We start from the raw sequence: 21,800 nt of genomic DNA on the forward strand, positions 1-21,800 counted from the left end.
GCCCTCTTCGACCGGATCCGACCACGACGGCGCCACCCCGCTCTCCACAGCCCCGCTGCCCGCGACGCTCCCCGTCACCGACCGCACCCGCCACCGCCGCCTGCGCGAGCAGGGCAGCCTGTCGCGCGCCGACCTCGAAGCGATCCTCGACGCGGGCTTCGTCTGCCACCTCGGCGTCGTCGTCGACGGCCGGCCGATGGTCGTGCCCACCGTCTACGGCCGCGACGACACACAGCTCTTCCTGCACGGTTCCGTCGCCGGCCGCAGCCTGGCCACCGATCCCGAGTCGGCCGTCTGCGTCACCGTCACCCACGTCGACGGGCTGATACTCGCCCGCTCGGTCTTCGAGCACGGCGTCACCTACCGCAGCGCGATGATCCACGGCGTCCCGCGCCGGGTGACCGACCCCGACGAGAAGCTGCGCGGCCTGCGCCTGCTCACCGAGCACGCGGCACCGGGCCAGTGGGACTACGCCCGCCGTCCGAGCCGCAAGGAACTCGCGGCGACCACCCTGCTCTCCCTCTCCCTGGCGGAGGCCTCGGTCAAGGTCGCGGCGGGCCCGCCGGACGACGGCGACGGCCCGGACGCCGGGCTCGGGATCTGGGCAGGCAACCTGCCGCTCACCGCCACGTGGGGCGAACCGGTGCCCGACCCGCTGCTGCCCGCCGGGATCGCGCCGCCACCGCACATCGCCGGGCGCGGCGGGACCCGGCGGGGGGCCGGAGACAGGCTCTGAGCGTCCGGTGCGGCAGGCTCACCGGGACGAGCGGGTGCCGCGCCGTCCTTGGGCCGTTCGGACGGGGCGAGGGCCCGGGACCTTGTCGGCGGTCGGGGCGTCTGCTTGACTCCGCTCGCCGAACGCCCCCGGAACGCCGCCCACGTACTCGTTGGAGGCCGCCATGGAGACCACCCGCACCGTCGGCGTCACCCGCAGGCGCCTGATGTCCGCCCTGTCGGCCGCCGGTCTCCTGGCGGTGGTTCCTGCGGACCCGGGACTTCCGGGCCTCGGCGCGGGCCGGGCGAGCGCCGCCGGGTCCGACGAAGGACGCGCCCGGCTCCGCGCCAACACCGTGGCGGTCTTCGCCGGGACCGCCGAGTCCAACGCCCGCCCGGAGACGGCCGCGAAGCTCGCCGCCGTCGAGAAGACGGCACGGGCCGGCCTGAAGGCGATGGACGACGCCGGAGAGGGCGAACTCTTCGCCGGCCTGACGCTCGGCACCGACGAGACCAACCTGAACACCGCCTACCGCAAGCTGTACGAGATCGCCCTCGCCACCCGCACGCCAGGAATCGCCCTCTACGGCGACACGGCCGTACAGCGCCGGGCGCTCGACGGCCTGGCCTGGCTGCACGAGCACTACTACGGCGACCAGGCCAAGGGCTACTACGGCAACTGGTTCCACTGGGAGATCGGCATCTCCCAGCACATCAGCAGGACCCTGGTCCTGCTCGCCGACGCGGCGGCCACCCACCGCCCAGAGCTGGTGGCCACCTACGTCGCCTCCATGGACGCCTACCTCCGCAACGGCACCGGCGGCGACGTGGACCTCGACTCGCGCTTCCACACCGGCGCCAACCTCGCCGACATCACCACCAACCGGATACTGCAGGGCGCCCTCCTGGGCGGTGACGCGGGGCAGGACCGCATCCGCAAGGCCCTCACCGACCAGCTGACGGTCTTCGTCACGATCGACCCGTACCAGCTGGCGCACCGGGTGACGGACGGCCATTACGCGGACGGCTCCTTCATCCAGCACGGCTCCGTCGCCTACACCGGCTCGTACGGCAAGGGCCTGCTCACCCGCGTCGTGCAGACGCTCAAGATCCTTGACGGTACGAGCTTCGCGCACGGCGAGGAGCTGGTGCCGACGGTCTTCGGCTGGGTGCGGAACGGATTCGCCCCGCTGATCTTCGAGGGCTGGATGATGGAGATCGTCAAGGGTCGGGCGGTGTCGCGCACGGACTCCGGCTACACCGATGCCGCGGTGGTCGTGGAGGCCGTCGTCGACCTCTCCTCACTCGCGACGGGCGCCGAGGCCACCGCCCTGAAGGGCTACGTCAAGCACGTCAGGGCCACCTCGAAGGCCGCCCTGGACCCGGGCCGCTTCGTCTCGCCGGTCAGCATCGCGCGCTACGCCGACATCGTCGCCGACACCACGGTCCCGGCCGCCGACCTCAACGCCGCCGCGCGCAGCGTCGCCTTCAACGCCATGGACAAGACCGTGCACCGCAGGCCGGGTTACGCCTTCGCGCTGGCGCGCAGCTCGGAGCGGATCAGCAAGTACGAGTACATGAGCGGCGAGAACCTGATGCCGTGGTTCCAGGGCGACGGCGCATACTACCTCTACCTGTCCGGGCAGGACCAGACGCAGGCGTACGGCGTCGACTACTACACCACGGTTTCGCCGTACGGACTCGCCGGCGTCACCGCGCCGGTCGAACAGCGGCGCACCGTACCGGAGTTGTACGGCAAGCCGTACTACGACAACCCGGACCACCCCCTGCACTTCACCTCGTCGTCCGAGTCGCAGAACACGTACGTCTACTTCCCGCGCGGCACCAACCGGCACTCGGGCGGCGCCGTCCTCGGCGCGTACGGCGCCGCGGGCATGGTGCAGTCCAGCGACGCGGCCTACCGCGACCGGCACCTGCTGCCCGCCGACTTCGTGGTGTACCGGGGCGCGACGGCCACGAAGTCGTGGTTCCTGCTCGACGACGAGATCGTGGTGCTCGCCGCGGACGTCGGCGACCTCGCGGGCCGGGCCGTCACCACCACGGTCGACGCCCGCACCGCGGCCGTGGGCGACCGCGTCTCGCTCACCGGCATGCGCCACGACGGCAGCCCCTGGACCGGCCCAGGCACCGCCGACCTGCGCTGGCTGCGGTACGCCAACGTCACCCAGGGCACCGCCGTCGGCTATGTCTTCCTCGACGCCCCACCGGTACGGGTGGCCCTGGACGAGGTCACCCGCAGCCGCCGGACCGTGCGCACCGCCAACCCCGATACGCCCGTGACCCGTTCGGTGCTCGGCGTCACGCTCGACGGGCCCGCGGGCGCCCGGCCCGGCCGGTTCGCCTACGCGCTGGTGCCGAATGCCGACGACGACCGGCTGCGAGCCCACCACAACGGGCCGCTCAAGGTCCTCGCCAACTCCGCACGCCTACAGGCCGTCGCCCATGCCGGGCTCGGCCTGACGGCGGCCAACGCCTTCGCGACGGGGTGGCACGGCGCCGCGGACCTGCGCGTGCACGGGCCCGCCTCGGTCATCGTGCGCCGGGGGCGGCGCGGCGCGACCACCTCCGTCGCGGTGTCCGACCCGACGACGGTCCGGGACACCGTGACGGTGCTGCTGCGCGGCCGCCCGCTGCGCAAGGTCACCGCGGACCCGGGGGTCCGGGTGAGCAGGGCACCGGGCGGCACACGTATCGAGGTCGACACGCATCACGCGTACGGCAGAGGCTTCACGGCAACACTGAAGCCATGAACTCCCTTACCCGATGCGGCGCTTGACGGTTCGTCATCCATCCGTGACGCTGATGGCCTGCACCGGACACGCCCGCGCCGCTTCCCGCACCAAGGGATCGCCGCCGCCGTCCTGACGGCCGGGCAGCACCTCGCTGAGGCCGTCGTCGTCCTGGGTGAAGACGCCCGGCGCGGTCAGCGCGCACATGCCCGCGCCCACGCATCGGTCCTTCTCGACGTGAATCACCGTGCTCGCCATGGCCGACTCCTACCAGGTGACGGGGAGTTCGAGCATCCCCTGGATCGTGTCGCCCGGCTTGAAGGGGATGTCCCCCGCGGGCACCGCGAGGCGCAGCCCCGGCAGCCGTTCGAAGAGGGTCCCGAGCGCGATCTCCATCTCGGCGCGTGCGAGGTTCTGGCCCAGGCACTGGTGGATGCCGAAGCCGAAGGCGACGTGGTGCCGGTTCGGGCGGTGCCAGTCCAGCTCCTCGGGCGTCTCGTAGGTCATGTCGTCGCGGTTGATGAGGGAGGTGGCGAAGACGACGCCGTCGTCGGCGCGGATGGTGCTGCCCGCGAACTCGATGTCCTCCCTGGCCACCCGGAACATCCCGTCCGCGATGGACAGGAAGCGCAGCAGCTCCTCGACGGCGGCGGGCATCAGGGGCGGTTCGGCCCGCAGCCCCGCGCGGAGTTCGGCGAGCCGCTCGGGGTGCTGGAGCAGCGTGAACGTGCCGAGCGAGATCATGTTGGCCGTGGTCTCGTGCCCGGCGATCAGCAGGATCGTGGCCAGTCTGACCAGCTCCTCCCGGTCGACGGCGCCCGCGGTGAGCTGCCGCTGGATCAGCTCGTCGAGGAGTCCGTCGCCCGGTTCCTGCCGCTTGTGGTCGATCAATCGGTAGAAATACGCGTCGAGGTGGTCCCGTGCTTCCTGGCTGTCGTCGGCCGTGGGGCCGCGCAGGAGCCGCCGCGACTGCTCCTCGAAGAACTCGTGGTCGGCGTAGGGCACCCCGAGCAGGGCGCAGATCACCATGGAGGGGACGGGCAGCGCGAACGCGCTCACCAGCTCGGCGGGCGGCCCCTGCTCGACCATGGCGTCCAGGAGTCCGTCGACCGTCTGCTGGATCCGCGGGCGCATGGCCGCGATGCGTTTGACGGAGAAGCTGGGGATCAGCATGCGGCGCTGGGCGTTGTGCTCCGGGTCGTCGACGCCGAGCAGGGCGATGCGCCGGTCGCTCAGGCGGGCGAAGCGTTCGGTCGGCGCGGGGAACGTCCTGAGCTGGCGGTCGGAGGACAGGCGCGGGTCGACGAGCAGCTCACGGGCCGCCTGCTGCCGGGTGACCGCCCAGATGGAGCGGCCGTCGAAGAGGGTGACGCGGGAGAGCGGGCGGGCGTCGCGCAGCGGTGCGTACGCGGTCGGCGGGTGGTAGGGGCACGAGCGGTCCTGGGGGAAGGAGACGGTTTCCGTCACCTTCGTTGACTCCGTCATGAAAGTACCTCGCAAGCGCAGTTCTTCCCTTATCCATCCCCATTGGATGCCTGGGGCATCTATCCCGTACACGGCAAGACCAGCCAGATCGCCGTGGGCCGACATCTGTCCGGAATCACTCGCTCCACGCGCGCCGCGCGCTGCTGTGGGGTCTTGGGGCTCGGGGCCTTGGGGCTCGGGGCCTTGGGGTCCTGGAGTCAGTCGCGTGCCAGGTCGGCGTAGCGGGCGATCTGGATGCCGAGGGCCACGAGCCCCGCGCCCTCGACCAGGGAGACGGTGACCAGCGGCCATGTGAGATGTCCGTTGAGCCAGAAGACGGTCAGGGCCTGGAGAGGCGCCGGACCACCGAGCCGAGGAGCGCGAGGTCGACGAGTACGGCCGTGGCGAAGAACGCGGCGGCGGGCCGCATGACGAAGGCGGCGCAGAAGAGCGCGAGGAACAGGGCGTCCTCGACCGTGGACAGCCACCAGGCGCGCCAGGCGTGGGCGAGGACGGGGACCAGGTCGTACCCGTAGGAGGGGGCGACCCGGCGTCGGCGCGCGTTGCAGACGCCGTGGGGGAGGGGCCGCGGGCGGGGTGGAAAAGCGGTGGCGATGTCTTCGGGGGTGTCGCTAGGCTCTGCGCTGTTCGCAGGTGGCCGACCGGCCGCCTGGACCGACCCAGCAGGAACTGGAGGTGTCGACCGATGGCTGTCGTTGCGATGGGCGCTGCCCGCATCCGGAAGTTCATCAAGTCCACCTCCGTGGCCACCACCGGCTGACCTGTTCCTCTCCCGCGCCGACTCGCGCGCGGACGCCGGGGCCACCCCTGTGAAGGGTCACCCCTTGTCTTCCTCCTCTCTTCCGTTCTCCTCCAGCGCGGGTTCCTCCCCGTCCGCCCCGCACCCGCTCGCCCCGTACGGCTGGGACGCGGGCTGGGAAGCCGAGTTCGCGCCCTACGCGGCCCGGGGCCTGGTCGCCGGGCGCGTCGTCCGCGTCGACCGCGGGCAGTGCGATGTCGTCACCTGCGAAGGGACCGTGCGGGCCGACACCGAGTTCGTCACCCCGCGCGACCCGCTGAAGGTCGTGTGCACCGGCGACTGGGTCGCCGTGGACCCGCGGGGCGCCGATCCCCGCTACGTACAGGCGTACTTGGAGCGGCGCACATCCTTCGTTCGCTCCACCTCGTCCAAGCGGTCCGAGGGGCAGATCCTCGCCGCCAACGTCGACCACTCGATCATCGCGGTGCCGCTCGCCGTGGAGCTCGACCTCGCCCGGATCGAGCGCTTCCTGGCGCTCGGCTGGGAGTCGGGCGGCCGGCCCGTCGTCGTGCTCACCAAGGCCGACCTCGTGCCGGACGCCGCCACGCTCGGGCACCTCGTCGAGGACGTGGAGGCCTCGGCGCCCGGCGTGCAGGTGCTGCCGGTCAGCGCCGCCACCGGCGAGGGCGTCGACATCCTCGCCGCCGTCGTCTCCGGCGGCACCTCGGTGCTGCTCGGCCAGTCCGGCGCCGGCAAGTCGACGCTGGCCAACGCGCTCGCCGGGAGCGACGTCATGGAGGTCCAGGCCATCCGTGACGTCGACGGCAAGGGCCGGCACACCACGACGACCCGCAACCTCATCCCGCTGCCCGGCGGCGGGGTCCTCATCGACACCCCGGGACTGCGCGGGGTCGGCCTGTGGGACGCCGAGAGCGGCGTCGGACAGGTCTTCTCCGAGATCGAGGCGCTGGCGGAGCGCTGCCGGTTCCACGACTGTGCCCACGGCGTGGAGCCGGGGTGCGCGGTGCTGGCCGCCGTCGAGGACGGCACGCTGCCCGAACGCCGCCTCGACAGCTACCGCAAGCTGATCCGCGAGAACCAGCGCATCGTCGCCAAGACGGATGTGCGGGCGCGGGCGGAGATGCGGAGGCAGTGGCGGTTGCGGGGGGCGGAGGGGAGGGCGGCGCTGGACGTCAAGCGGGGGCGCTTGCGCTGAGCTTGAGCGGTGTGGGGTGGGTGGGGGCTGCGGGGCCGTTTCGGCGGTCGCGCAGTTCCCCGCGCCCCTCAAAGATTGCGTCGTTCCCCGCGCCCCTGGGGCGTCCCGCAGTTCCCCGCGCCCCTGGGGACATCGCGCCGTACCCCGCGAAATGTCGTGTCCGAAATCCGCCAGCCGTGGAGGTGGGGCCGTTTCACAATGGAGGGGTGATCGATGAAGAGACCAGGTACGAGGCCGTGCGCAGCAGGGACGCCCGCTTCGACGGGGAGTTCTTCTTCGCCGTCGAGACCACCGGCATCTACTGCCGGCCCAGCTGCCCCGCCGTCACCCCCAAGCGCCGCAACGTCCGCTACTACACCACCGCGGCCGCCGCCCAGACCTCCGGCTTCCGCGCCTGTCGCCGGTGCAGGCCGGACGCCGTCCCCGGCTCCGCCGACTGGAACGTACGCGCCGACGTGGTGGGCCGCGCCATGCGCATGATCGGCGACGGGGTCGTGGACCGCGAGGGCGTGCCGGGGCTCGCCGGGCGCCTCGGCTACAGCGCCCGCCAAGTGCAGCGCCAGCTCACCGCGGAGCTGGGCGCGGGACCCGTCGCCCTGGCGCGGGCGCAGCGCGCGCACACCGCCCGCGTCCTGCTGCAGACCACCGAGCTGCCGATCACGGAGATCGCCTTCGCCGCCGGATTCGCCAGCGTCCGGCAGTTCAACGACACCATCAAGGCGGTGTACGCGCTCACGCCGACCGCACTGCGCGCCGCCGGCCCCCGACAGGGCTCGGCCCGCCCCACACCCGCCGCCGGCATCCCGCTCCGCCTCGCCCACCGGGGCCCCTACCGCGCCGACGCCGTCTTCGACCTGCTCGCCGACGAGGCGGTCGAGGGAATCGAGGAGGTCACGGGGGAGCGGGGCGCCCGCACCTACCGGCGTACGCTCCGACTGCCCTACGGCACCGGCATCGTGGCCGTCGAGGAGGCGCACAACGACGCCACCACCGCGGCCGGCGGAGGGTCGAGCACCGGGGCCGTGCACCGCGGCGGCTGGCTCGACGCCCGGCTGCACCTCACCGACCTGCGCGATCTCACCACGGCCGTGCAGCGCCTGCGCCGCCTCTTCGACCTCGACGCCGACCCGTACGCCGTGGACGAGCGGCTCGCCGCCGACCCGCGGCTCGCCCCGCTCGTCGCCGCCAGGCCCGGGCTCAGGTCGCCCGGCGCCGCCGACCCGGACGAGTTCGCGGTGCGCGCGCTGACGGGGCGGGCGGGCGCCGAGCGACTCGTGGGGCGGTACGGCAAGGCGCTCGACGCCGCGTGCGGGCGGCTCACCCACGTCTTCCCCGCACCGGCCGAGCTGACGGCCGAGCCAGGACCGCTCGGCGCGCTGGCCACCGCGCTCGCCGACGGCTCCCTGCGCCTGGACGCGGGCGCGGACCGCGACGACGCGGAGGCGGCGCTCCGCGCGCTGCCCGGCGTGGACGCGCGGACCGCCGCGGTCATCCGGATGCGGGCACTCGGCGACCCCGACGTCGCCCTGCCCGACGGCACGCAACCGGCCACCGCCGACGCCTGGCGCCCCTGGCGCTCGTACGCGCTGCGCCATCTGTCCCTGACCGCTTCCTGAGGCCCTCACCCGCAGCGGAACCAGGATCCCGGCCCTGGTCTTCGTGCGGGCAGCCCGGTCGGCGGCGCGGATGTCGATCGACAACCGAACGACCTCAACGACCTCAACGACCTCAACGACCTCTAAGAAGCCCTCTTATGTCGACGGGGCAGACTGGCCGGCATCGTCACCGCACAAGGTGGAGGTGCCCGTGCCGCACGCACCAGTCGGAAGAGTTCCACGAACCGTGATCGCCCTGGCCGGGGCCGCCGTGCCGGCCGGGACGACAGGCGCGGCCTTTCCTGCCGCCCTTCCCTTTCACCACCGGCACCCTCCCGCCGTAGCCCAGGAGGCCCCGGCGCCGCGCGGCCCCGGCGACGGCGGCACGCACCAGCTGATCAGGGACCAGATCGACATCGACCTGGATGAGAACGAGGGCGAGGGCGAGGGCGACAGCGACGGGGAGGGGGAGGGGGAGCAGCATGGGGTCGTGCGTCCCGCCGACCGCTCAGCCCCAGATCAGCGCCCCTAGCCACGCCCCCGCGATCAGCAGGCACGCGAACAGCTCGGTCAGCACACTGCTTCCGCCCATACGCATGGCCGTCCGCGTCGCCGTCGCCGCCTCGCCGTGGCGGCCGAGCCGGAGCCGCTCCCCGGTGTAGATCCCGCCGATGAACCCGGGGATCGCCCCGAGCACCGGCACCACGCAGAATCCGAGCAGCGCGCCCGCCCCGGCGAAGACCGCCATCCGTGGGGTGGCGCCGCTCTCCCGCAGCCGCCGGGGCGGCAGCTGCCAGCGCACGGCCTGCGCCGCCAGCAGCACCAGGGTCGCGCCGACGAGGATGCCCCAGGCGAGGCCGTTCGGGTCGTACAGCGTCCACCACAGGACCGCGGCCCACACCAGCCACGACCCCGGCACCCCGGGCACCAGCACTCCGCACAGGCCGAGCAGCAGCACCACGCCGACCAGCAGGAGTTCCCACGCTCCCATCTTCCAAGCGTGCATCAGATCTGGCGAAACCGCAGGTCAGCTCAGCTCTGGGGCGGCCGGGGACGGCGTGACACCCACTCCCTCTCGTACGCGTGCCAGCCCAGCTGGAGCCGTGTCGTGACGCCCGCGAGCTCCATCAGGCGCTTCACCCGGCGCTGCACCGTGCGCAGCCCCAGATCGAGCTGTTTGGCGGCGCTCGCGTCCGTCAGGCCCGCGAGGAGCAGGGAGAGGATCTCCAGGTCGGTGCCGTCCGGGCCTTCGGGGGCGTCCTCGGTGAGCGTGCCGCCGTCCTCGCCGAGGCGCAGCGGCAGCGCCTGGCCCCAGACCGCTTCGAAGAGGCCCGTCAGCGATTCGAGCAGACCGCTGGCGTGCACGACGAGCGCCGCGGGCTCCGCCGCGCGCGAGGTCAGCGGGACCATCGCGAGTGAACCGTCGGCGATGACCAGCTTGGTCGGGACGCGGTCCACGACCCGCACCCGCTCGTCACGGCCGATCGCCGCCGACAGCTCCACGAGGCCGGTCGGCAGGTCGAGGACCGTGCGCTCGATCACCACGCGGTAGCGCACGCCCCGGCCCGCCGCCTGCTCCTCCGCGCTGTTCTCCATGCCGGTGATCACGACGGGGCTGCCGGTCACCAGGGCGCACACCTCGTCACTCGCGCCCAGCTGCAACTGGAGGAAGCGCTGCGAGACGGCCGCCGCCCCGGTGACCACCTCGACCAGGTCGTGGACGGCGGGTTCGGCGGCCCGCGCGCGGTACTCCTCGGCGAGCAGCGTGGCCGCGAGTTCGGCCTTCTCCAGTTCGTGGCGCTGCTGGGTGAGGAGCGCGCCGAGCGCGACGCCGGGCGGCGCCGCCACCCAGCGGCCCGCCCTGCCGGACGCCTGCGCGGCGAGCCCGTGCCGCTCCAGACGGCGCAGCGCCCGCTCGGTCTCCGGCTCGCCGAGAGAGAGCCGGTGCGCGAGGTCGGCGACATCGGCGGCGCCCACCGACACCAGCGCCCGGTACGCCGACTCGTGCGTCTCGTCCAGACCGATCGCTGCCAGCATGCGACGGCGTCCCTCCCCGAAGCTGTTCCGGCCGAAGTTGTCGTTCCGGCCGAAGCTGTCGTTCCGGCGGCGCCATGGCGGGAAACAGCCACGGCGTAAACCCGCCCCGGGACATCATCCCCGCACCACCCGTCTCTCTGCCAAGGTGACGCCACCGCAGCACCAACCGCAGCCGCCTTCGCGGCCTTTGGGCCGTATCGGCCTGTGGTTCCGCGTGCCCGTCAACCCTGGGGAGAGCGATGCGCCCGATATCGCGTACGGCTTTGGGGGCGGCGTCCGCCGTCGTCCTCGCCGTCACCGCGGCCGTCCCGTCCGTGGCCGAGCCTCGCCCGTCGGCGGCGGAACGGCCACCGCTGACCGGGAGCGCCGCACGGGACGGGGGCGGCTCCGTCGTCACCCTCGTCACCGGCGACCGGATCCTGGTGTCGTCCGGCGGGAAAGGCGGGGCGGCGGGGGCGGCGGCGCTGCCCGGCGCGGACGGCTCCGTGCCGCTGATCCAGACGCGGCAGTCCGGCAAGGACCTGTACGTCTACCCCGAGGGCGCCGAGCACGCCATCGCCGAGGGTCTCGTCGACGAGGAGCTGTTCAACGTCACCGGGCTCGTCCGGCAGGGCTACGACGACGCGCACACCAGGAAGCTGCCGCTCATCGGCGTGTACGACAAGTCCGTCGACGTCACCCGCGCGCTGCCCCGCACCCCGCGCGGCGCCGAGCGCGGCCTCGTCCTCGAACCCGTCGACGGCGTGGCCCTGAAGGCCGACAAGAAGAAGGCCGCCGCCTTCTGGGCGGACGTCACGAGCCCCGCGTCCCGTGCGGGCGGCGCCCTGAAGAAGCTCTGGCTGGACGCCAAGGTCGAGGCCACTCTCGACAAGTCGACCAAACAGGTGCACGCCACCGAGGCCTGGGCCGCCGGCTACGACGGCAAGGGCACCAAGGTCGCCGTCCTGGACACCGGCGTGGACGCCGAGCATCCCGACCTCAAGGGCCGTATAGGAGCGCGGAAGAACTTCACCGACTCCCCGGACGACGAGGACCGCCAGGGCCACGGCACCCACACCACCTCCACCGTCGGCGGCTCCGGCGCGGCGAGCGGCGGCAGGAAGAAGGGCGTCGCCCCCGGGACCGAACTGCTGCACGGCAAAGTCCTCAACGACAGTGGTTCTGGCGCCACTTCATGGATCATCGCGGGCATGCAGTGGGCCGTCGACGAGAAGGCCGACGTCGTCTCGATGAGCCTCGGCAACCCGGCGCGGACCGACTGCACCGACCCGATGAGCACGGCGACCGAGGAGCTGGCGCGGTCCGCGAAGGACACCCTCTTCGTCATCGCGGCGGGCAACACGGGACCGGGCCTCAACTCCGTCTCCTCACCCGGCTGCGTACCCGGCGTCCTGACCGTCGGCGCCGTCGACCGCGACGACACCACCGCCCCCTTCTCCAGCCGCGGCCCCGCGTACGGCTCGCACACCCTCAAGCCGGAGATCGCCGCGCCCGGCGTCGGCATCTCCGCCGCGGCGGCCGGTGGGCGTGGCGTCTACGCGTATCAGTCCATGAGCGGTACGTCGATGGCGACCCCGCACGTCGCGGGCGCCGCCGCCCTCGTCAAGCAGCGCCACCCGGACTGGTCGGCGCGGCAGATCAAGGCGGCCCTCGTGTCGTCCGCGGACAGCGGCATCCCCGGCGACGCGCGCGAGACCGGTGGCGGGCGGCTCGACGCCAAGGCCGCGATCGACCAGAAGGTGCTCGGCTCACCCGCCGTGCGGGGCGGCAGCTTCGGCTGGCCGCAGGACTCCTCGGACCGCACCACGGTCGACGTTCCCTACACCAACACCACTGACACGGATGTGGAGTTGAAGCTGTCGGTGGCGGGCGTCACCGGCAACGACGGTTCCGCCGTCGACTCCGGCGTCGCCCGGCTCGCCAGACGCTCCGCGACCGTCCCCGCCGGAGCCACCGTCAAGGTGCCGCTGGAGCTCACGCCCGACGCGGACCTGAAGCGCGCCCAGTACGGCGACATCACGGGACGCGTCCTCGCCACCGCGGCCGGCGGCACCCACGTCGCCACGCCCTTCTCCCTCTACGTCCAGCCGGAGACCGTCAGCCTCCGAGTGAAGCTCGTCGACCGCAACGGCAGGCCCGCCGACGGGGCGTCGTCCGTCGACCTCATCGGCACCGACACGGCGAGCGGTGAGCGCCGCTTCAACGAGGGCGCGAACGACCAGACGTACCAAGTGCACCCCGGCGCCCACTTCTTGACGAGCTTCATCGCGACCGGCGACAAGTCCGGCGGCACCCTCACGGACTCCCTCACGCACATCGCCCGCCCCCAGCTCGAGATCACGAAGGACACGACGGTCACGCTCGACGCCCGCAAGGCCCACCGCGTCGCCGTCCGGACCGACAAGGCGTCCGAAGTCCGCGGCGCCACCCTCGCCTTCGCCCGCTCCTGGGGCAAGGACCACTGGCTGCACGCGGGCACCGCGGCCGGGCCCCGTACGATCCGCGGCTACTACCAGTCCGTCGAGGGCGAGCCGTCCGACGGCACCTTCGAGTCGGGCAGCTACTGGCGCACGGCGGCTCCCCAGATATCCGAACTCGCCGTCGTGGGCGGCAAGTCACTCCACCCCGTGACGGCCTCGACCGGCTCCGCCAACCTGGACGGCACCGGCAGGGCGGTCCTCGTCGACGCCGGGTCCGGCACGCCGGACGAGCTCGCCGCCGCCGGGGTCAAGGGCAGGATCGCCCTCGTCAGGGTCCCGGACAGTGGCCAGGCGGCCACCGTGGCGGCCGACGCGAAGAAGGCGGGCGCGCGCGCCGTCATCGCCCACCGCGCGGCCCCCGGCCGCTGGTACCCGTCGGCCGGTTTCACCGGCTCCCCGCTGCCGGTCCTCGGCATCCCGACGGACGAGGCGGCGGCTCTGCTGGCTCAACTGCACGTCGGTCAGGTCCAGTTGAAGTGGAAGGCGACGGCGAAGAGTCCGTACGTCTACAATCTGGCGTTCCCCGAGAAGGGGCAGATCCGCGACGACCGGACCTACCGCGTCCGGGACAAGGACCTTGCCGCGAACCGGGCGACGTACCGGGCGATGGGCGAGACCACGGACTACGTGGACCTGCCCTCGGCCGCCCGGCCCGGCGGCCTTGGGATCTACTTCGGCGACCTCGCGTCCGTGCCCGCCCCCGGCAGGCGCACCGAGTACTACTCGGCCGGCCCGACCGGCTGGGGCCACCAGGTCTCCAGCAGCTTCCCGTACGGCGAATTCATGCTCGACCCGGTGCGTACGTACGAGAAGGGGGAGCGGCGTGACGAGACCTGGTACGACGGGGTCCTCGTGCCCGGCACGCCGCGCGACGCCGCGGGCAGGCCGGCGCTCGCCGGGGAGCGGCAGGGGAACCTGATCGGAGTCGCGCCCGGCTTCTGGTCGGACGCCGCGGGACACGCGGGAATTCAGGGGAGTTTCGGCGACATCGGCTCCGTGCGGCTCAAGCGGAACGGCGAGGTCGTGGGGGAGTCGGGCTGGCCGTCCGGGGTGTTCACGGTCCCGGCCGAGGACTCCGCGTACGAACTCACCCTCGCCACCCAGAAGATCGGTTCGCGGGTGTGGCGCCGGTCGACGGGGACGGAGACGACCTGGTCGTTCCGCTCGCACCTCGACGAGGGCGTGTACTCGCAGGGCATCCCCATGCTCTTCCCGGTCTACCGTCTCCCGGAGGACGGCCCGAAAACCCTGCCCGCGAAGGACGGGCTGCGGATTGAACTCGGCGCGACGGGGCACGCGGGCTACGAGCCGGGAGCGCTCGCCGAGGCGGAGTTGTCGTACTCCTACGACGAGGGCAGGACGTGGCAGGCGGCCACCACCGCCGAGCACGACGGCACGTGGCGCGCGACCGTGAACCACACGGGCGCGTCCGGCAAGCAGGTCTGGCTCAGGTCCCGGCTGACGGACGAGCACGGCAACTCCGTCACACAGACGGTGGCCCGCGCGTACGACGTGCGGTAGCCACACGAGCCCCGCCGGGCGGTCCTCCTGTGGGGGGTGGGCCCGCCCGGCGGTCTCCTTCGCCGAGATGGCCGGAATTTCCGGATGCACCGTTTTCGTACGGCCTCCGCGGTGGAAAATAGGGGCATGAGCCAGCAGGGGGACAGGCCCACCGGTCACGACGACGACTGGTGGGGACAGCTGTACGACGACGCCGCACCGGACACGGGCCCGACACCCGCACCGGACACCCTGGACGACAGATTCGCCTCGGCGGCGCATGCGGTGGGGGAAGGGGTCCCGGAGCCCCGCGACCCCTCGTCGACCCCGTGGGCCACGGGGCCCGGTGCCGGTACCCCTCCGGCACCGGAGCCGGACACCGCGCCTTCGCCGTCCGCGTCGGGCGCGCCTCCGTCGCCGGGTCCGGGCGCCAAGCCCCCGACGTCCGCGACACCTTCGGCCTCCGACCCAGGTGCCGCGCCTCCAGCGCCTGACACGACCGCCGCGCCTCCGGCCTCCGCCCCGGGTGCCGCGTCTTCGCCGTCCGGCGCGGATGTTGCGTCTGCGGGGTCCGGCCCGGGAGCCGCGCCTCCGGGACCCGGGCCGGGAGCCGCGCCTTCGGCCTCCGGGCCGGGAGCCGCGCCTTCGGCCTCCGGCGCGGGTGCCGCATCTCCTGCATCCGCCCCAGACACCGCGCCTCCGCCCCCCGCCCCGCCTCCACCGCCCCCCGCCGAAGCCGGTCCGCCCCGTGCCTCGGACGTCGTCCCGCCTGACGCGTCCGATCCCGCGGGCGCCACCCGTGCCGCTCCCCGCCACGCACCCGGCGCCACGGACGCCGCCCCGCGCCACCTGCCCGGCCCCGAGGCAGGGCCCTTCGTGGCCGCGGACGGTGTGCCTCCGGAGCCTCTCGCGCCCCCTGATCCGCCCCGGCCCCGTCACGTGCCTCCGCCCGCCGCCCCGCCTGAGCCTCCGGGCCCGCCCCGGCCTCCCGGGCAGAGCCGCAGCCCCGAACCCCCGCCCCCGGCTCCCTCCGGGCCACCCCGTACCCCCACGTTCAGCGCCCCCGCCCCCTGGGCGCCGCCCGCCGCCAAGCCCAGCGGGCCGGTGACCTTCCCGGCGGGAGGTGCGGGGAAGGGGGAGGCGACGGACGACGCGCACCCTGCGCCGTCGACGGCGTCGTCGGTGGAAGTGCCCCGCGGCGACGAACGCGCCTCGCGCGGCCCCGATGCATCCGCCGCACCCGGGAGCCGGTCCGCGCCACCCGCCGACCCCGCCCCCACCACCTACGTGGGAAGCGGGCCCCCGACCTACGAGGGCGAGCCCACCGCGCTGCCCGCCGCCGACCCCGACGACCTCGGTGATCTCGTCGCCGACACCGTGCTCGACGGGGCACGGTGCGGGGCCAGTACGCTGCGGGCCGTCTCCGTGCGCGGGGACTCCGCCCGGTACCGCGGGGAGCCGCGCCGCGACGCCCTGCTCACCGCGCGCTTCGGGGCCGGCGAGGACTCCCTGGTGTTCGTCGCCATGGCGACCGGCGCCCGCGCGGCGCCGGGTGCGCACCGGGCCGCCGCCGAGGCCTGCGCGTGGATCGGCCGGGCCGTGGGCCGCAGCCACCGGCGGCTCGCCGAGGACATCAGGGGGGCCCGGCGCGGCGACCTGAAGTCGGGACTGCACCGGCTCACCGACCGCAGCCTCGGCAAGCTCCGTGCGCGCGCCGTCGACCTCGGCCTCGAGCCCGAGGAGTACGCGGCGGACCTGCGCTGCCTGCTGCTGCCCGCCGACCCCCGGTGCCGGACCCGCGTCTTCTTCGGCGTCGGCGCGGGCGGCCTCTTCCGGCTGCGGGACGGCGCGTGGCAGGACATCGAGCCCCGCGTCGCCGAGGCCACAGGCGACGCCGTGGTCGGCTTCGGATCGCTGCCCGCGCAGCCGCCGCCGGACGCCGAGCACCTCACCATGGACCTCGGCATCACCACCCCGCCGAGCCCCTACGAACCGGCCCCCGAGCCGCCCCGCGAGCCCTTCCGCTTCCGCGCCTCGGTCGCCCGTCCGGGTGATGCGCTCGTGCTGTGCAGCAGCGGACTCGCCGAGCCCCTGCGCGGCGAACCGGAGCTGGCCGAGCACCTCACCCGCAGATGGCGGAAGAGCGGCCCGCCTGGGCTCGCCGCCTTCCTGGCCGACATCCAGGTCAGGGTCAAGGGGTACGCCGACGACCGGACGGCCGCCGCGGTCTGGGAGGCATGACCGCCGCACCTGTGACTTCATGGTTGCGAGGAGCGGAGCCGAAGGACCGCCGTCGAAAGGTGCGTACAGCATGGGCAAGCAGAACGTCGCCGAGCAGTTCGTCGACATCCTCGTCCGCGCGGGCGTGCGGCGGCTGTACGGAGTCGTCGGCGACAGCCTCAACCCGGTCGTGGACGCCATCCGCCGCACGAAGGGGATCGACTGGGTCCAGGTGCGGCACGAGGAGACCGCCGCCTTCGCGGCCGGCGCCGAGGCCCAGATCACCGGCCGCCTGGCCGCCTGCGCGGGCTCCTGCGGCCCCGGCAACCTCCACCTGATCAACGGCCTCTACGACGCGCACCGCTCCATGGCGCCCGTTCTCGCCCTCGCCTCGCAGATCCCGTCGAGCGAGATCGGCCTCGGCTTCTTCCAGGAGACCCACCCCGACCGGCTCTTCCAGGAGTGCAGCCACTACAGCGAGCTGATCTCCAGCCCGAAGCAGATGCCGAGGCTGCTGCAGAGCGCCATCCAGCACGCCGTCGGGCAGAGCGGCGTCAGCGTCGTGTCGCTGCCCGGCGACGTCGCCTCCGAGCCCGCCCCGGAGAAGGCCGCTGAGACCGCCCTCGTGACGTCCCGGCCCACCGTCCGCCCCGGCGACGCGGAGATCGAGAAGCTCGCCGCGATGATCGACGAGGCGGACAAGGTCACCCTCTTCTGCGGCAGCGGCACGGCGGGCGCGCACGCGGAGGTGATGGAGTTCGCCGAGAAGATCAAGTCTCCGGTGGGCCACGCCCTGCGCGGCAAGGAGTGGATCCAGTACGACAACCCCTTCGACGTCGGCATGAGCGGCCTGCTCGGCTACGGCGCCGCGTACGAGGCCACCCACGAGTGCGACCTGCTGATCCTGCTCGGCACGGACTTCCCGTACAACGCCTTCCTGCCCGACGACGTGCGGATCGCCCAGGTGGACGTGCGCCCGGAGAACCTCGGGCGCCGCTCCAGGCTGGACCTCGCCGTCTGGGGTGACGTGCGCGAGACGCTGCGCTGCCTGACCCCGCGCGTCTCGCCGAAGACGAACCGCAAGTTCCTCGACAAGATGTTGAAGAAGCACGCGGACGCTCTCGAAGGGGTGGTGAAGGCGTACACCCGCAAGGTCGAGAAGCACATCCCGATCCACCCCGAGTACGTCGCCTCCGTCCTCGACGAACTCGCCGCCGACGATGCCGTGTTCACCATCGACACCGGTATGTGCAATGTCTGGGGCGCCCGCTACCTCACCCCCAACGGCAGGCGCCGCATCATCGGCTCCTTCAGCCACGGCTCGATGGCGAACGCGCTGCCGCAGGCGATCGGCGCCCAGTTCACCGACCGCAGGCGCCAGGTCGTCTCGATGTCGGGCGACGGCGGGTTCACGATGCTGATGGGCGACTTCCTCACCCTCGTCCAGCACGACCTGCCGGTGAAGGTCGTCCTGTTCAACAACTCCGCCCTGGGAATGGTCGAGTTGGAGATGCTGGTGGCCGGTCTGCCGTCGTACGGCACGGGAAACCACAACCCCGATTTCGCCGCCGTCGCCCGCGCCGCGGGAGCCTACGGCGTGCGCGTGGAGAAGCCCAAGCAGCTCGCGGGCGCCCTCAAGGACGCTTTCGCGCACAAGGGCCCCGCCCTCGTCGACGTCGTCACCGACCCGAACGCCCTCTCCATCCCGCCCAAGATCAGCTCGGACATGGTGACCGGCTTCGCCCTCTCCGCCAGCAAGATCGTCCTGGACGGCGGAGTGGGCCGTATGGTGCAGATGGCCCGCTCCAACCTGCGGAACGTGCCGAGGCCCTGACACCGGCCCCGGCACGGGCAGGCCCGCCCGGGGGGCCGAAGACAGGCTCAGGCCGGCCGCAGCCGCAGCGTGACGATCTGGAACGGCCGCAGCGCGAGCAGCAGGCCGGTCTCGCCCGTCTCCGCCTCGTGCAGCGGCCGTTCGAGCAGGTCCGTCACCTCGGCCCGTGCCACCGGGAACGACGTGCCGAGCACCGCCGCCGCGCGCCCGCCGCGCGACTCGTAGAGCCGTACGACGACATCGCCGCTGCGGTCGTCGGCGAGCTTCACCGACTCGACGGTGACCCCCGGGTGGTCGACGCTCACCAGCGACGGCAGGGCGGGTGCGTCGGCCACCCGCAGCGGCAGATTGAGCGCGAGCCCCTCCGCGACCGCGGCACCGGTGTCAGCGCCGGGCAGCAGCGCGTACGTGAAGCGGTGCGCGCCCTGGTCGGTCTCCGGGTCCGGACTGTGCGGGGCCCGCAGCAGCGTCAGCCGCACGGTCGTGCCGAGCGTGTCGCCGTGCTCCGTGCGCGACACGTCGTGGCCGTACGTGGAGTCGTTGAGCACCGCGACGCCGTACCCCTCCTCGGCCACCCGCAGCCAGCGGTGCGCGCAGATCTCGTAACGTGCCGCGTCCCACCCGGTGTTGGCGTGCGTAGGACGGTGCACATGGCCGAACTGGATCTCGGCGGCCGACCGTTCGGCGTGCACGTCCAGCGGGAACGCGGCTTTGAGGACCTTCTCCGACTCGCGCCAGTCCACGTCCGTCACGATGTCCACGCGCCGGCTGCCCGCCGCGAGGCGGATCTCCTGGGTGATCCGCGACCGCCCGAAGGACCGCACCACGCGCACCGCGACCCGCAGCGGCCCGTCCTCGACGAGCTCGACGGACTCGGCGTCCGTGAGGTCGGTGTGCCGGCGTCGGTAGTGCTTGTCGAGGTCCCAGGCGTCGTAGTGCGTGGGGTGGTCGGGGTGCAGCTGGAGGAGGTTGCCGGGGGCGGCGAGGACCTCGCGGCCCGCGGCCAGGTCCGTCACGGAGGTGAGGAGCCCGGCGGCGTCGACGGTGACGTTCAGATGCTCGTTGGTGAGCAGGATCGTGTCCCCGGTCGTGTGCGCGACCGCCCCGGGGCCGGTGTCCCGCGCGGTGTCGTCCAGGCTCCGGGTGCCGAGCGCGGGGACGTCGACGCGCACCGGCGTGCCGTCGCCCCGGTCGACGACCTCGCTGCGGGCGTACGGCGAGGCGTTCAGCGCCACGGGACCGCCCGCCCCGAGCGACCGCACGGCCGCCGCGGTCAGCTCGTCGAGCTCGGCGAGGACCCGCTCGTAGGTCTCGCGTGCCTCCCGGTGCACCCAGGCGATCGACGAGCCCGGCAGGATGTCGTGGAACTGGTGCAGCAGGACCGTCTTCCACAGCCGGTCCAGGGTGTCGTACGGATAGACGTACGCCTCATCGCGCACCGCTGCCGCCGTGCACCACAACTCCGCCTCGCGCAGGGCGTGTTCGGAGCGCCGGTTGCCGCGCTTGGTCGCCGCCTGGGTGGTGTACGTCGCGCGGTGCAGCTCCAGGTACAGCTCGCCCGACCAGACGGGCGCCTCGGCGCCGTACTCCTCCTCGGCCGCCGCGAAGAACGCCGACGGCTTCTCGATCTCGACGCGCGGCGAACCCTCCAGGGAGCGCAGCCGCCGCGCCCGCTCCATCATCTCGCGGGTGGGGCCGCCCCCGCCGTCGCCCCAGCCGAACGGCACCAGGGAGCGGGACGCGCGCCCCTTCTCGGCGAAGTTCCGTTCGGCGTGGGCGAGTTCGGCGCCGTGGAACTGCGAGTTGTAGGTGTCCACGGGCGGGAAGTGGGTGAAGACCCGGCTGCCGTCGATGCCCTCCCACCAGAAGGTGTGGTGCGGCATCTTGTTGGACTGGTTCCAGCTCAGCTTCTGGGTGAGGAACCAGCGGACGCCCGCGAGCTTCGCCAGCTGCGGGAACGCGGCGGTGTAGCCGAAGGAGTCCGGCAGCCAGATCTCCTGCGTCTCGACGCCGAACTCCGCACGGAAGAACCGCATGCCGTGCGTGATCTGCCGGGCGAGGGCCTCGCCGCCCGGCATGTTGGCATCCGACTCGACCCACATCGAGCCCACCGGCGCCCAGTTGCCGTCCGCGACCGCCTTCTTGATCCGCTCCCAGATGTGCGGCTGGTGCTCCTTCACCCAGGCGTACTGCTGGGCCTGCGAGCAGGCGAAGACCAGCTCCGGATACTCCTCGGCCAGAGCCGTCACATTCGCGAAGGTGCGCGAAGCCTTGCGCACCGTTTCGCGCAGCGGCCACAGCCACGCCGAGTCGATATGCGCGTGGCCGGCTGCCGATACGCGGTGTGCGCTGGCGTGCGCGGGACGCGCGAGGACGTCGGCGAGCGCGGCGCGCGCCGCGCTCGCCGTGCCGGACACGTCGTGCAGATCGAGGGCGTCGAGCATGTCCTCCAGGGCGCGCAGGATCTCGTGCCGACGTGGACGTTCGGGGTCCAGTTCGCGCATCAGCTCGGAGAGGACCTCGATGTCCAAGGTCAACCGCCACACGTCCTCGTCGAGTACGGCGAGATCGGCAGACGCGAATCGGTAGATCGGGCTATTGACCGCGGTCAGTACGTCGCCCAGTGGTGTCGGCATGAAGTCGTGCAGGACGGCGGGATTGGCCGCCGCTTCCAGGAGTAGGTGCACCGATTCACCGCCCTCGGCGGGGGAGGCCACCGGAATATGCCGATTGCGCGGGTGAACACCCTTCAGCGGTACGCCCGACGCGTCGTACACCAGGCCCTCCGCCTGGAAGCCAGGACCCTCGCCGGTGAATCCGGGATCGATCACCACTTCGACCCGGCGCCCCCGCCACTCCTCGGGCACCCGTCCTTGAATCCGGAACCAACTGGTGGACCAGGGGTTTCCCCATGCGGTGCCGGTCTCGAAGGGCTCGTACGCGGCTTCGAGGGCGGTCTCGACCGGCACCGGCTCGCCCGGCGCGTGCCAGACGGAGAGGGCCAGCGGCGTGCGCCGCGCGTACTGGGCGGGGCGGATGAACTGGCGGAGCGCCCGCTCCAGGCGCCCTTCCACCAGCAGTCTGTCGTCGTGCACTCGGGCTCCTCGGGGCGTGAGCGGTGGGGTCCACCGCTTCACTTCCCCGCAATCCCGCGGCGCACCCCCGGACCGTTGGTTGATGATTCGACAAGCGTGCCGCCACCGGCCCTGGGCATGCATCCCGTGAGGTTG

General features: G+C 73.0%; 14 protein-coding genes. 8 read left to right on the forward strand and 6 right to left on the reverse strand.

The features are described from left to right. The first annotated feature begins 55 nt into the window (after window positions 1–55). Complete coding sequence (locus AC07DI_RS15740) at window positions 56–736, forward strand: pyridoxamine 5'-phosphate oxidase family protein (protein ID WP_478905092.1); 681 nt, start codon at window positions 56–58, stop codon at window positions 734–736. A gap of 163 nt (window positions 737–899) precedes the next feature. Continuing rightward, window positions 900–3,485: a polysaccharide lyase family 8 super-sandwich domain-containing protein gene (locus tag AC07DI_RS15745; RefSeq protein ID WP_478904866.1), complete on the forward strand. Its 2,586-nt coding sequence runs from the start codon at window positions 900–902 to the stop codon at window positions 3,483–3,485. Between the two features lie 33 nt (window positions 3,486–3,518). On the opposite strand, the gene AC07DI_RS15750 is transcribed toward AC07DI_RS15745, so the two are convergent. The 3 genes from AC07DI_RS15750 to AC07DI_RS15760 form a co-directional block, all read right to left on the reverse strand. Then, window positions 3,519–3,722, reverse strand: coding sequence for a ferredoxin (locus AC07DI_RS15750; protein ID WP_478904867.1), 204 nt, complete (start codon window positions 3,720–3,722; stop codon window positions 3,519–3,521). Between the two features lie 9 nt (window positions 3,723–3,731). Continuing rightward, window positions 3,732–4,949, reverse strand: a complete 1,218-nt coding sequence (locus AC07DI_RS15755) for a cytochrome P450 (protein ID WP_478904868.1) — start codon at window positions 4,947–4,949, stop codon at window positions 3,732–3,734. A 319-nt stretch (window positions 4,950–5,268) separates the two neighbouring features. Beyond that, on the reverse strand, window positions 5,269–5,754 hold the full coding sequence (locus AC07DI_RS15760; RefSeq protein WP_478904869.1) for a hypothetical protein: 486 nt from the start codon (window positions 5,752–5,754) through the stop codon (window positions 5,269–5,271). 19 nt (window positions 5,755–5,773) lie between these two features. On the opposite strand from AC07DI_RS15760, the gene rsgA reads away from it, so the two are divergent. From rsgA to AC07DI_RS15775, 3 genes are all read left to right on the forward strand, one after another. Further along, window positions 5,774–6,904, forward strand: a complete 1,131-nt coding sequence (gene rsgA, locus AC07DI_RS15765; protein WP_478904870.1) for a ribosome small subunit-dependent GTPase A — start codon at window positions 5,774–5,776, stop codon at window positions 6,902–6,904. A gap of 209 nt (window positions 6,905–7,113) precedes the next feature. Continuing rightward, the gene (locus AC07DI_RS15770) at window positions 7,114–8,520 is read left to right on the forward strand and encodes a DNA-3-methyladenine glycosylase 2 family protein (protein ID WP_478905093.1); all 1,407 of its coding nucleotides are present in this window, start codon (window positions 7,114–7,116) and stop codon (window positions 8,518–8,520) included. A 226-nt stretch (window positions 8,521–8,746) separates the two neighbouring features. Beyond that, entirely contained in the window at window positions 8,747–9,031 is a 285-nt protein-coding gene (locus AC07DI_RS15775) for a hypothetical protein (protein ID WP_478904871.1), read from the forward strand. On the opposite strand, the gene AC07DI_RS15780 is transcribed toward AC07DI_RS15775, so the two are convergent. Beyond that, window positions 9,008–9,490, reverse strand: coding sequence for a DUF456 domain-containing protein (locus AC07DI_RS15780; protein WP_384248453.1), 483 nt, complete (start codon window positions 9,488–9,490; stop codon window positions 9,008–9,010). The genes AC07DI_RS15775 and AC07DI_RS15780 overlap by 24 nt on opposite strands. Window positions 9,491–9,531: 41 nt before the next feature. Beyond that, window positions 9,532–10,536, reverse strand: coding sequence for a helix-turn-helix domain-containing protein (locus AC07DI_RS15785; RefSeq protein WP_478904872.1), 1,005 nt, complete (start codon window positions 10,534–10,536; stop codon window positions 9,532–9,534). A gap of 239 nt (window positions 10,537–10,775) precedes the next feature. On the opposite strand from AC07DI_RS15785, the gene AC07DI_RS15790 reads away from it, so the two are divergent. The 3 genes from AC07DI_RS15790 (at window position 10,776) to AC07DI_RS15800 (ending at window position 18,570) form a co-directional block, all read left to right on the forward strand. Continuing rightward, window positions 10,776–14,537, forward strand: a complete 3,762-nt coding sequence (locus AC07DI_RS15790) for a S8 family peptidase (RefSeq protein WP_478904873.1) — start codon at window positions 10,776–10,778, stop codon at window positions 14,535–14,537. 84 nt (window positions 14,538–14,621) lie between these two features. Next, window positions 14,622–16,757, forward strand: a complete 2,136-nt coding sequence (locus AC07DI_RS15795; protein ID WP_478904874.1) for a protein phosphatase 2C domain-containing protein — start codon at window positions 14,622–14,624, stop codon at window positions 16,755–16,757. Window positions 16,758–16,827: 70 nt separating this feature from the next. After that, window positions 16,828–18,570: a pyruvate dehydrogenase gene (locus AC07DI_RS15800; RefSeq protein WP_384248447.1), complete on the forward strand. Its 1,743-nt coding sequence runs from the start codon at window positions 16,828–16,830 to the stop codon at window positions 18,568–18,570. Between the two features lie 47 nt (window positions 18,571–18,617). Here the strand turns inward: AC07DI_RS15800 and AC07DI_RS15805 are convergent, their stop codons facing one another. Next, window positions 18,618–21,665, reverse strand: coding sequence for an alpha-mannosidase (locus tag AC07DI_RS15805; protein ID WP_478904875.1), 3,048 nt, complete (start codon window positions 21,663–21,665; stop codon window positions 18,618–18,620). Window positions 21,666–21,800 lie beyond the last annotated feature (135 nt).

The organism is Streptomyces sp. NPDC044106, from assembly GCF_056433985.1.